This window comes from Neobacillus sp. B24, from assembly GCF_055381825.1.
In genome coordinates, this window is record NZ_AP035777.1 from 3,156,979 (window position 1) to 3,170,476 (window position 13,498).

The following is a 13,498-nucleotide window of genomic DNA, read 5'->3' on the forward strand; positions in this document are numbered from 1 at the left end:
TTATCTATAGAACAGACTTAATTTTTTTAAGCAAGAGATATAAAAAATAAAAATATAATAAAAAGTATTATAACTGCAACTATTCTTATTGCCCCAATATTGCCATGTGTTACGAACGTACCAGAATCCAAATCCCATTTAGTAAAATTAGATTTTTGTAGGTCCCCTTTTGAGATAACCATACAAATTAAATTCACGATAGGAATTCCAAGCCCTAATCCTTTAACCCATAAGGAAAAACTTCTCTTAAAAGCAATAGGAAAAGTTATCTTATCTCCATTCTCCAATTCAATTTTCGTATTTAATAGTGCTTTTCCTAGTGTATTTCCGAATAATATCAATACTAGCGGTTCAAAAAATACCCAAATGAAAACAGTAATTACCCCAAAGATACTATCAGGCGCTTCCTCGAGGAAGTTAGGAGCAAATAGTCCCATGAAAAACCCTAAAAAACAAGAAAAGGTCATTATGTCAATCATTCTTGCCCAATATCGAATCCATGGTCTAGGAGTATAGAATGCATTAACTTGTAATACTTCCTTTTTAGTCCCGTTATCAATTGGAGTTTTAGGTGGTATTGCCGGCGGCACTATGACAGAAAACTCAGGAATTGAATAGGCCTTCTCCCAGTTATCCATCCCTGTTGTCCACACTAAAGTTTCATTATTCAACGCACATTCATAAAACAATCGTAATAACTCCGATTCAACCACAGGGCCATGTTGTTGATTATTTACTACATAAAACCATTTTTTAGATTGTCTCTGTTCATTATTTGTCAGGAGCCATTTTTAATGACGGTAAATTCGGAAACGAAAGTTTCGGTGATGAATATATTTCGCAACCGAAACTTTCGTTTCCTTTTTATTTTCGCCATATTAATTGGCACTTTATGGATATAAGTTCCATTGAAATCTATTGTTGTTTGTATTATTCTCAATAAAAGAAAAAGGACCGACAAGGTCCTAAAAACGGTAGTCATCAATGACTCTCTCTACGGAGTCTTCATCTACCAATTCTTGTTTTCTGGAAACGGCATCAAGCAGGCATTCTGTACATAAACGGTTAGTTAAGCGTAGAATGCCCCTTGTTTCCTTGTATATCTTCTTTAAGGATGCTTCAGTGAAAATCTGCCGATTTTCACCAGCGTTTTCTAACTGATGAGTAATGTACTCACGCGTTTCATCATATGTGAGACCTTCAAGGTGGAATCGAGTGTTAATCCGTTGTGAAATGGCTTCTAAACTTCGTAAACGCAGCTTGTCTCGTAATTCTGGCTGTCCAACCAAGATTAGCGCTAGCGGCGAAAGAGAGTCAATTTCAAAATTTGTTAGAAAACGAATCTCCTGCAACATCGATGGAGATAATAAATGCGCTTCGTCAATGATTACGACGGGCGTTTTCTTTTTATTTTCATAGATATCCATCAATGCCGTTTTGAATTGCCTCTTTAAATCACTAGCTAAAAACATAGGTTCAATTCCCACTTGGAGAAGCATCTCCCGATAAAAGTCGCGTGGCTTCAAAGCTGAATCCGATAAATAAAGAAATACATGCTGATTTGCTTCTAATCGATCTTTTAAATCTCGAATCGCTGTAGACTTACCTGCCCCAACCTCGCCGGTAATCAAGCCAAATGAACGTTGTTGAATCATAAAGGTCAGACGCGCTTGCAGTTCTTTAAATTGCTTGGTCATAAACAAATGTTTTGTTTGAACATCCTTTTGAAAAGGGGTAAAGTTCCATCCAAAATGTTTAGAAATCATCTATTTTTCTCCCTCCACAAGGGATTGATAACTTAATGCTCCTCGCTTTTCTTTTTGTTTTGTTTCATGACTAGGCGCAGTTAATTCAAGAAAGTTTAAGCCGGATTCTTCGCTTGTTTGAATCAATTCTTCAGATGCTGCTTTTTCATGTTTTGGCCGTGAAAGATTCAAGGGAATGGCACTCTCAAATTGTTTTCCGTCAAACCAAACTTCTAATTTTTCTAGATCATTAGGATTAAAACGAATCGTGATGTATTCTCCGACAAGCTGCGATTCCACCTCATACTTGTTCCCCTGAAAGGAAATACAACCGGTTTTATCCACCTTTCGTTCCTCTTCCCAATAAAATGCCTTTTTTAATTCATCAAAGGAAACAGAAACCGTAGGTTGCTCACATTCTTCCCATCTTTGTTTTGGTGTCTGTTTTGTTTCACCATGCTTTCGCTCATGGTAAATAGATTCTTTCCAAATATGAAAATAGCGATTTAACTGCTCTATAGATTGAATCCTTCCAGATTCTATTAAGTCATAAGCCTCCGGCTTAAATGATGAATCTACAAATTGAAAGAATCGCTCAATTTTCCCACGCCCCTGGGGCCTTCTCGGGGTTGAATGTGAAAGCTTAATCCCCAATCTTGCACAGGTAGTTTCTAATGCCTTTGCTCGATAAATTGCTCCATTGTCGACATAGATTTGCTCGGGCTTTCCGTGGCTCATTATGGCTTTAAATAAACAGTCCTCTAACTGTGCCCCTTTTTCATCAAAATAGAACTGCCCATGCACGATATGCCTAGAATAATCATCAATAAATGCAAATAGTTTTGCTACTCGCTTTTTGCTTGAGTCCTTCGGATCCGGTAAATAAAGAGTGTGCTGCACATCGCCTTGCCAACAAGCGTTCCGATAAGGAAATTCAAATCGGCGAAATTGCCTTCCTTTTGGTGACTTTTGTAATTTCTTTCGGGTAATTCCTGCTTTGCGCAACTGTTTAGATAATGTACTTTCTGAAATAGATCCTGGCTCTATTACTTCTGCCAATTCCATGATTCGAATAATCTGTTGAACGGAGCGCTCTGGACGCTCTGTTTTCAATAGTATGGCTTGTTCAAGCACATCGTTTGAAACAGCTCTCGGAGCGTATCCGCCCCGTTTAGATGGTTTCAAAGCTTCGAATCCACCTTTACGATAAAGTTGCAGGTAGCGTTCTAATGTACGGATCCCGACTTTTTGCAACTCCCCATATGGATTAAGATGCTCACTCTCTGCAATATTCCGAAGCCTTTGTGCCTGCTCTCCATTTGGAAGCTCTCTTGTTACGATTTCGGCAATTAGGCCGAAACGGTATAAAGCAATATCATTTCTTAACTTTTCATCCATTAAAAACTCTCCTTTTCATAATTAAAATTCTTATATGTTCCATTTAATAATGATTACAAATAGAAAGGGAGAGTACAGATTTTGTGGGAACATTAGTTTCGAATAGGGGAAATGAGCTAAAATTACCCCGAAGGGGTGGAAAATAAGGTTCGGAAAGGAATATGGCAAAACAGTGGGAATGGGCAATAATGGATTTGGAGGTTTATATTCTATGGATTAGTTGATTTATCCATTTGAAGAAGCCACAGAAAGGGTAAGGGGCACTGGGATGAAATATTTTCCATGCCAATGGTAAGAGGAATATAAGTGCTTGTTCATCTGTTAATGGTTTTATAGCTTGAAAATCAAACGCAATTGGATGATTCTCAACTATATTTGAAAGGAGAAAATTTATCAGTTTGCTTTTTTTATTCTTCCAAATCCCATCCCATTTTTTAACCGTCTTATAACTGATGCCCCCAATTACATTTGTAGAAATATACGTTTGAATTTGGTTATAACTTTTTCCTTTTGCATACCGTAAAAGCCATGCTTTTTGAAGAATTTCCTCACTATGCACATGGTATCGAAAAAGAAAATCAGGCAATAAAGAAAATGTCTTTCCACAGGCAGGGCAAAGCCAGCGATAAATAGGGATTTTTATAATTTTATTTCTAGTTACGACTGATCGATAGTAGCGGCCATGTCTGTATAATTTCCTTTGACAGTCAGTGCAACCCTCCTCACATATCGGAGGTACATCCTGGTAAAGCCGTAGGTAGCCCTTGACTGTCTTACCAAGATATCTTACTCTATTCATAGTTTATTAGTTCAATCTGCCTCGAAGATACTGCAATCTCTTCGGGGTATTTTTTTGTCCTCCTCCCGCCAGGGAATTATTTGTATTTTTACATTGTCGCATAATATTCTCTAATTGTACCGACATAAAATTTTCCTAAAACAATAAAAAACACTGCCATTGAAAGTGGCAGTGGACAATTATTCGGTAACACAAGGACCACTTCCCATTTTTAATAGAAACCTAACCTGTAAAACCCAAAACTCTTGAACAATAAATTATCAGTTCATCATCAAGTAAACCAATAACCCTAAAAGACAAATACTAAAAAAGGTAGAAATCCCAAAGTGCACCTTATTTGTCTTTACCATCCCCAGCAGCAATTCCTTTTGCTCCTTTTCCACACGAGTTACTTCCCCGACAACCACTTCTTTATTTTGGCTAAGCAGTTTGTTCATTTCTCGAAAAGCCGCAATCATTCCTTTTTGTCCCTTTTCTTGTTGTTGTTTCAACTCTGCCAAACTAGCATTTACATTTAATAATGATTGTTCAAGCTGCTGCTGCTTTGACTCGATGTTTTTAGTAGTAGTTGAAAATAACTCCAATTTGCTTTCAACGATATCTTGGATAAGCTTTAATTGGGTATTCGACTGATCTAAGCTAGACGATGCTCTCTTTATATCAGTTTGAAATTCTTCAATTAACTTTAGGTAGTCAGATGCCTTTTTGACACTTTCTATTTCATTGCCGAGATCAATTATATAGGTTTCAAGTTGGTCGATTTGGTCTATGTTTCCCATGGGTAACCTCCGTATGAATGTTCTCTTATTTTCGAATGAAGTGTTTTAATCATGCTACCGTAACTAAATTGGTCATCGAGGTGCAAATGGATTTGCTTTAGGTCATCCATCAGATTAAAGCCATTTGAAATTAGAAATTTACTTAGTTGATTGCACTGCCCAATAGTTAAAAAGTCAACTGCAGTTTTAAGGATAGAAATTAGCATTCCTTTGCGAAGTTCTTCCCCTAAACTTGCAATTTTCTTAATGGCGTATTTCAGTTCTTCACGACTGTAAACTGAGTCAAATTCATCAATGGCTAAACTAATAAAACCATTAATCAAATATAGGCTAATGTCGTTATTGTTTCTATCAATGAAATGATTGATTATAGGCTTTAATTTTCTGAAAACGCTTAAGTGGCACCGTGTTTTACATTCACCATCTTCATGTGTATAAAGGATCTTATACCAACTTTTAAGTCTATCATCATCTTTAGTACTCTTAAGAAAAGAAATAACTTCATTCCTTATCATTCTATTATTATTACCTTTAGACTGGGAATTTTTAATCCTAAATCGCTTATTTAATAGAATTTGGTCTATATTATTTTCCGGGACATTTGGTATTATTGGATACATCCACTTAATATATTTTAAATCTTCTCTTCTAGAAGATCTTTCGTCTAAGTATCTATCCACTGATGTTACAGGGTGATTAACATTATAACCTTTTCCTGGTATATTACTTTCCATTTTATCCTGTAGAAACTTTTCTAATGATATTCCAAGATCGATAGCATAATATTCTTTCTTACTTCTTATTTCAATTAGAAATATCGTTTTAAATCGTTCGATTCCAAATTTTAGTATCTCCTTATGAAAATAACTTGTCTTATAGTCCTTTGCCGATTTATGTTGTTCAAGTCGTAATTTAATATTTCTAGTTTGTCCTACATAGAGTTTACAGTTTTGTAAATTCATAATTACATAAACATAATGTTTTTCCGAATTCCCATTATACTTTCCAAACATATATACTTTTAATTTATTGGAGCTTTTGTATTCAAAATCATAGCTTTCTAAATAGGTTTCAATTGTGTTCTTAAGATTGTTCAGGATTTCAACATGCATATTCATTGAAAAACCACCACTTTAATTTACTTTAATTATGAATAGGAGAGAACCTTTATTTCTTAAGGTGGAATATATTAGATTACTTACAACGTCCCAAAATAGGCAATTGTTCTTGCTCAATCTATTGTAAAATACCCATAAAACAATTAATTTATAACTATATTATAATATTAAAGTATTATGGTAAGAAAGGCATAATTTTACAGTGATGATTAACTAAAAAGGTTCCGTTCACCAAGCTATAAATGTGGTAATTGGAACCTAATAGAAGAAAAGGGATTAACCCATAAATTATTTGATTTTATTATTTAAGAGACCTATTATAACTAGTAATTATCAGTTTTAGTAGAAACTACAGGATATCATCAAAAACCGAAACCGGCTTCCGTGCTTCCTCAATTAGCCCTTCCAATAATGCTGATGGAGTGTCTTGGTAGAAGACTTTTACCTCCTGCTGAGCTCTTGTTAAAAGGACATACAACAACCTTGCGTGCAAATCATCCTGTGGGAAACTTTCTTCATTTACATTACAAAGGATTACCGCATCAAATTCCATTCCTTTGGAGTAATATGAGGTTAGCACTGTTATTGATTTATTGGTGATTTCATCTTCGGGACTGATATAAACGATGTCACGATAGTATTCTTGACTAAGATATTCCGCTAATTTCTTAGCCCTTTTTTCGTCCTTATGGATAATGGCAATTCTTTTATACTTTTTTCTCCAAACTTTCAATGTTTGGACTATATTGTCCAACAAATCCTTTCCAGAGTGGACTTCTGCAAAGGTAACTTTTTCTCCTCTTCGATTTAGAGGAATGATTGAGTTATGAAGCAGCCCATATTGGTTAGTTAAGACCTTATTCGCAACTTCAATAATTTCAAAAGTTGATCGATAACTTGTATCGAGAGTCAAAACCATTTCCTTATTCCCTTCAAATAATGCATTATTAATTAGGGACCAATCATATTGGCCATATTCCATAAAGATTGATTGGTCTTTGTCACCAAGAATAGTCATGGTTTTCGTTATTTTCTTTAAGGCTGCGTAATGGACAAAACTTAAATCTTGACCCTCATCAACTACAATATGTGAAAAATATTCAGGTTTATCATACATTATTAAATAGATATAAAATAATGGGGCCAAATCAAAATAGGATAAGTTCTTTAAGGTATAATTTTTAAACAATACAGGAATATTCGGTCCAAGTTCGTGTTCAAAGGCGTTAAGAACCTCAAAGGATAATACCTGTTTATAGACAGATAATAAATCAGGTCCTTTCACACTATCCTTCCAGGCTGTGATACCAGTTGTAACCTCCTGTCGAACTTTCTTAATTTTATAGTCTGCGATCCCATCCATTTTTTTGACTAAATTAAGGTAGTCACTCTGATTTAAACCGCCATCTTTCATAAAGGTTTTCACAACAAAATCGTATTGCTCTTGAATTTCTTTTATTTTTGCATCTGCTATTCGACGATAATGATTGTCAACATGCTGTTGAAAGCGCTCCACTTTTTTGGTGAATGGTAAATATTTATATCCATTATAAACGGTCAATAATTCTTCCTTGGATAAATACTCATTTAAGATGGTAACTGGCTGAATACGACTCTCGTACTGGTCCTTTAATTCATTTATAAAAATATCCAAAATGAGTACAAAGGTCTCTGAACCTTTAAACTCTATTATTTGTTTAGTTTCATTTTTCCTATTAAATAGCACTTCTTCAAAATAGGTATTGTAAGCTAAATCAATCTTTTCTTTTAATACTGGTTGTAAATATTGGTACATCATTTGTTGAACAGTGGACTGTCTAATTCCTTCCAAATTTAAATTTGGCAATAAATCCTGTACTGAACTAATAAATAAATTGGACGGACCAAGGATCAAAACGTCAGACGGTTTAATATTTTTATTATTATAAAGCAGGTAGGACAAACGGTGTAAGGCGATGGATGATTTTCCAGAACCTGCAACTCCCTGGATAATAACATTGCGATCAATCGGTTGTCGAATTGCTTTATCCTGTTCTTTTTGTATTGTGGCAATTATTTCTTTTAAATAGCCGGTTGTTTCGCTATTTTCAATGATTTCCCTTAAAAAGTCATCAGTTATGGTTAATTCCTCACCTTTTTCAGTTATAGTTACATTAAGGTTTTCGTTAAGTTTATCTGAGACCTGTTGAATGATTTTAATAATTTTTTGATCCTTAATCGTGAATTCTTTCTTTTTAAGAACATCTACTGAATGATTAATATTCCTTTTTGCTTTTTCGTCATGGAATGAATAAGACTGTCTCGGTTGCTCTGGAGTAAAATTATAGAATACAGAGGCAATCGGCATTCTCCAATCAACTACCACAACATTTTCGTTTTGGTCACGAACCCCTTGTTTACCAATATAAAAAGTTTCTTTCCCCTCATCATCGGAAGTAATATCAAATCGCCCAAAGTAGGGCTCCTTTTCTGCTCTTCTTAATAATTCCCTGTCCAGTTTCCCTCTCCGATAAGCAATCTCATCACCTGTATCATTGATTCCTCTTTTAAAATTCCCCTTTTGCCTTTCTAATAACTCCCAAACAAAATAGGATTGGTCTTTAATTTTTTTTATTGTGGTATCAAGGATTTTTTGTTCATTATTCAAATCTTCTGAATTCATTTTTAATGACTCCCTTAAAATCTATATCGTTATAATTTTATTTTAACAGTTTTTTGGAAGTCATGAAACATGGTAAATTATATTAGCAAAAAATTTATTTGAAAATTATGTATAAATAAATTTAGGTATGAGATTTATATACTTTAAACAAGAATAAAGAGGTAAAAAATAAAAGCCATACATCATTTTTTGATAGATGTATGGCAATTTTACTAATATTAATCTTTTATTTATGATAATGCATTTGGATCTGACTTCTACACAGTATCATGTATAATTTAAAATCCACCTAAGATTAATTCCCCTTTATCAACTAATCTTATATATTTTTTACTATTTACACTTATGACTTTTTGAACTTTGGCACATTTTATTTTGTAGTATAACCTGTTAACAAATTTTTTAATAGAACTTCTCAATTTTTTTTGGTTTACTTCACTCACATTTTATTCAATAAATGATAGAATTCTGCGTCAAAAAAATAAGTGATTTAAATCTATGAAATTTTAATTTCCTCACTACTCTTAATATTAAAAAGAGGATATTTTCTTTCAATTTCCCAATTAATTAAATCTTTGTACAAACTAGTCGTTTTAAAAAACTCAAAATTGTAACAAGCTCTTAGGACCGCTTCCATATCCTCTCTTCTATATCTATTTTTATAAACAAATAGTAAAGTGAATATACTTAATACATCGTGTCCATTACATATGATATATGGGTCAGTAGATATTTGACTTAAATCATCAATTCCATTAAATATTTTTAGCTTATTTATCCTTTTATTAAACGAGGATCTAATTAAAATATCAATTAATTTTTCAGTATCAATTGAAATACTTTTGGAATCAATAAAATCTTCATATGGTAAATCTCCAAAATTCAAATTCCAGTCAAATTTAATAGAACCCCACCTTAGATAACCAATAGGTAAAGCTAAATTAAATAAAAGGTTCAAAAGTGATAAAGAATGGTCTTTTTCTACTTTCGATACTAGAGTTTCGTTTGTATACTCATTTATCAGTCTATTAAAAGCGGGAGAATTTATCATTAATATTTCTAAATCATGCATATATGTGTTAAAAACATTTGAACTTTTATTCTTAATTCCTTCAAGTAAATCGAAATCATTATCTACAATACCTAAAATTCCTTCATATCTCATGCTTTCCAATTTTGTAATACCGTTAATTACATTATCTTTCCCATTTGCACTTATTAGATAGCAACTTGTATTGTCAATAAAATTTTTAAATAGTCTTTTATCAGTTTCTCCTTCCGTTAATAGGATAGAAAACATTTTATTTACATTTCTAATTTGCCTAATCTCATTTAGAAAATAATGTGGACTTATAGAATTTCTTAAACTGTGGCCTACCTTTTTCATAAATCTTCACCTACTAATTCAACAGCTAAATCCCACTGGTCGTCAATTATAGAAGGCGAATGAGTTGCAATGACTGCATGAAATCCATTAATTTTAGCTATTCGTTTTATATCATCAATAAATTTTCTTTGCCAAGCTACGTGTAATGACAATTCTGGTTCATCAATTAAAACAAATGAATTCTTTTGAACTCTAAATAATAATTCATAAAAAAGGACTAATTCGTGTTGCTCCCCTGAGGATAAGTCTGATGGAGAAATAAAATTCTCAGAGGCGCCTCTAAATAAAAAGCCCTCACTTTTATCAATAATTAACGTTTTGTACAAAAACCGATCGTTTATTATATCCCTTAATATCTCTATCTTACTTAAAAGATCGTCTAAAACCTGTAATTTTTCAAGTTCATCCTGAGCATGTACTGCTAATACTGTTCTTACAATATCGTCTGTTTGTTTAGGTAGCAGTGCTTGACCATCTGTTTCAAAGTCCTCATACAGACCTGCATTTATTAATCTATTTCTCTTGGTTTCTACTTGCTTTTGTAGCTTAATAAGTTCTTCTTCTGTATATCTATATTCATTTAACTTATCAATGAGTCTTAGTGGATATGACCTATCAAGGTTTTGTGTGATTTTATTTTGTTCATTTATACTATCTGAAATAATAGACTTTATATTTTCTGAGTATAGGTCAACAGTAGATATAAAACTATAAAGGTTTTCCCCATAGTCTTCATTTAAATCGACAGGGACGTTATTTAATCTTTTTGTATCGATATAATGTACTCTAATATTATGTAAAAACTCTAAAAGTGATGAATCAATCTGTTCCTCAGCCTCAAATTCATTAAATACTCTTTTCTTTAACTCATTTTTATATACTTTAAAAACATCCTCAAGACTTAATACTTCCCGAGTAACTCTATTCCTCCACATATTAGGACCAAGTCTAAAAAGCTCTGGCAATAATCTACCCATTTGTTGTGGTTTGATTGCCCTTACCATTTCATTATAATCTGGATAATTTAATATAAAATTGCAAGAAACATCATTTTGTTCCACTAACCTAATGTCTAAACTTATTATTTTTTTTGTAAAGATATTTTGTTTGTGAGCAGGATCGACCAGTTTTTCAATTTGCTCTTCTTTACTATATTCAGATTTACTAACGATTAATTTCGTTCCACTTTCGAAAATAATACAAAACTCAGAAAAGTGGACATCTGAAAAATATTTAAAATTGATATTAAACACAGCTTGTAGCATTTTAAGCATGGTTGTTTTTCCAAAACCATTAGGGCCAAGAACTATTGTTACTCCCTCTTTAATTTTTAAATTTAGTTTATGATTAAAGATACCGAATAAATTAGTTACAGAAATTTCTACTATTTGCATATTTTCCTCCTTTTATTTACCATTGGGAATTTCTAAGATATAATACAAATTTCGCCAATAATTGCTTTTATTCCTTCTTATAAAATCTAAAAAAATATTTTTAAATAAAAAAATAAAGCAAAACAAAAGATTAATAAGTGCTCTTTTGTTTTGCTAGTAAATTTTATAAATAATTTTTATTAATAGTCCTTGCAATTATTTCCGACATTAACGGTGGTACAGCATTACCCACTTGTACAAATTGTGCCGTCCTCGGACCTTCAAAGAAGAAATTATCTGGGAAGGTTTGAATTCTTGCAGCTTCTCTCACTGTTAGAGATCTAGCCTGATTAATATCGAAATGAATATTATAATGACCGTCCTTTGAAATGTGCGCAACGACAGTATGTGGAATTTGATTATCAGGATGAACTTTAAACTTGTCCTTAAAAACATGCTCATTCTTATGTGTTTTAAGTTCTATTGGTAAATCCGGATAGCTAAGTCTTTCACCATTTTTTGTTTTATTGATTGCGATTCTATAAATCTCCCTATCTCTTTCTTGAATAGGGCGCGCCTGATGATTTAAAACACCAATAGAATCCTTACGCATCAACGTTTGAAATGTCGTTAATTCATTTTTATCATATTGCTGAAGTCCATCCACTCCCTGCCCTGGTAGCAGAAAAGGCAAATCAGAAAGAACGTTCCGGGTGTTAATCTCATGACCCCACTCCATTTTTTCATTCCAGAAATCAGGATACTGTAGATTTAGACCTTTTTTGAAACCAAATAATAGTACACGCTTCCTAGTTTGTGGTATCCCAAAATCAGCAAAATTCAAGACGTTTGCTAAATCTCCTGATTTATTCCCTGATAGAATGGTATAGCCAATCCTATCAAATTGTTCTTGGATTTCCTCAAAAACTTTCCCTTTTTTGGCTGAAAGAATACCAGGTACGTTCTCAAAAACAAACATTTTTGGCGAGAATTCCTTAACAATACGAAGATAATAATAGAATAAGAAATTTCGATTGTCTTTTTCAGCATCTAAACCCATCCTGCCTCTTCCAACAAGGGAATACGCTTGACAAGGCGGCCCGCCAATGATTAACGAAACAGTGTTTTCATTATTATATTTCAGACTGTCCTCAATTAACGAAATTACTTCCTTTGATGAAGTGGCTTCCTGATCATTTGCAGGGTTCCCAAACTTCTTATTAAGAATCTCAATATCTAATTTTTCTCTTAGATAATCATACTTCTTAAATATAACTTCTCTATCCTGTCCAATTTGTCTATACGTCTTTTTATTGGATAAATATTTATAATACAAATCTAAATCCTTATTCTTTTTCAATTCATGATATATGAATCTGGTTTTAAGTGTTTCAGTTGCCCAACGATCTTTTTCAACCTGGGCGACTATTTTAAAACCTTCTTTATGAAAACCCTCGCTGAGGCCGCCGGCTCCTGAAAAAAGATCGATTATTACCACTTTGCATCTCTCCTGATTTAACCCTATCTATTTTATAACTTTTTGAAATAACCTTGGTTTTTCAAGTCTTCAAAGATTTGAGTTAATGCTGTTACTTTTTTTCCTGAAATTAGAGTACCAAGTTCAAGATTATTTACTATACCATTATAAGAAAGATTAGCTGATGACACAAATGCTTTTTGATAGTCAACTGTCAATACCTTGGCATGCAGAGATGAAAAGTCTTTTCCTTGATATGTATAAATATTTAGCAGATGATCTTTATTTTTAATCTGGTTTAAAAACTGGCTGACACGTTGATTATCATCAACATATAAATCAACTTGTACACCATTACTATTTTTTGCTAAAACTAGATCAAAAATATCAGTAAAGTATTCTGAAATGGCATATCCAGTAATAAGAATATGAGATTTAGCCTCGGTTAAAAGCTGTCTTACAACTCCAACCGTCTTTCGGACATTAGGGACAGCAATCGGAAGGGTTCCTACAATATCAACCTTGTCTTGACTGTACTTAGTGGTTAATAGCTTTATTAAAACTAAAAGATTCCCTAACTCTTCCTTTGACAGTGAAGGGAATAAAGAAAGGAGCAAGGGAAAATCCTTGCTCATACTATTTTTCCTTCCTTCAATAATAGAACTGTATAGTTCCATATCAGTCATTTCATATGACTTAAGTTCGGCCTCTACTTCGTTTAGGATTAAATAAAATTTAGACAATAAAACGTTATCCATTA

Annotated in this window: 11 protein-coding genes; all 11 read right to left on the minus strand. The window is 33.0% G+C overall.

Going from position 1 to position 13,498, the window contains the following annotated elements; genetic code table 11:
• Positions 1–26: 26 nt before the first annotated feature.
• Complete coding sequence (locus ACZ43M_RS15515) at positions 27–782, minus strand: GYF domain-containing protein (RefSeq protein WP_464508035.1); 756 nt, start codon at positions 780–782, stop codon at positions 27–29.
• Positions 783–965: 183 nt separating this feature from the next.
• Positions 966–1,766, minus strand: coding sequence for an ExeA family protein (locus tag ACZ43M_RS15520; RefSeq protein ID WP_464503089.1), 801 nt, complete (start codon positions 1,764–1,766; stop codon positions 966–968).
• Positions 1,767–3,143 (minus strand): transposase, encoded by a 1,377-nt coding sequence (locus ACZ43M_RS15525; protein ID WP_464503090.1) that lies wholly within the window; start codon positions 3,141–3,143, stop codon positions 1,767–1,769.
• Between the two features lie 202 nt (positions 3,144–3,345).
• On the minus strand, positions 3,346–3,942 hold the full coding sequence (locus ACZ43M_RS15530) for a DUF6431 domain-containing protein (protein ID WP_464503456.1): 597 nt from the start codon (positions 3,940–3,942) through the stop codon (positions 3,346–3,348).
• 260 nt (positions 3,943–4,202) lie between these two features.
• A complete protein-coding gene (locus ACZ43M_RS15535; RefSeq protein ID WP_464503457.1) occupies positions 4,203–4,721 on the minus strand; it encodes a hypothetical protein in 519 nt (172 codons plus the stop codon).
• The gene (locus ACZ43M_RS15540) at positions 4,709–5,839 is read right to left on the minus strand and encodes a GIY-YIG nuclease family protein (RefSeq protein ID WP_464503458.1); all 1,131 of its coding nucleotides are present in this window, start codon (positions 5,837–5,839) and stop codon (positions 4,709–4,711) included. Before ACZ43M_RS15540 ends, ACZ43M_RS15535 begins: the two co-directional genes overlap by 13 nt.
• A gap of 349 nt (positions 5,840–6,188) precedes the next feature.
• Complete coding sequence (locus tag ACZ43M_RS15545; protein WP_464503459.1) at positions 6,189–8,501, minus strand: HelD family protein; 2,313 nt, start codon at positions 8,499–8,501, stop codon at positions 6,189–6,191.
• Between the two features lie 496 nt (positions 8,502–8,997).
• A complete protein-coding gene (locus tag ACZ43M_RS15550; protein WP_464503460.1) occupies positions 8,998–9,888 on the minus strand; it encodes a DUF4435 domain-containing protein in 891 nt (296 codons plus the stop codon).
• Positions 9,885–11,282: an AAA family ATPase gene (locus ACZ43M_RS15555; RefSeq protein WP_464503461.1), complete on the minus strand. Its 1,398-nt coding sequence runs from the start codon at positions 11,280–11,282 to the stop codon at positions 9,885–9,887. The genes ACZ43M_RS15550 and ACZ43M_RS15555 overlap by 4 nt, the downstream gene beginning before the upstream one ends.
• Positions 11,283–11,445: 163 nt before the next feature.
• The gene (locus tag ACZ43M_RS15560) at positions 11,446–12,759 is read right to left on the minus strand and encodes a DNA cytosine methyltransferase (protein WP_464503462.1); all 1,314 of its coding nucleotides are present in this window, start codon (positions 12,757–12,759) and stop codon (positions 11,446–11,448) included.
• 32 nt (positions 12,760–12,791) lie between these two features.
• Positions 12,792–13,496 (minus strand): phospholipase D-like domain-containing protein, encoded by a 705-nt coding sequence (locus tag ACZ43M_RS15565; protein ID WP_464503463.1) that lies wholly within the window; start codon positions 13,494–13,496, stop codon positions 12,792–12,794.
• Positions 13,497–13,498 lie beyond the last annotated feature (2 nt).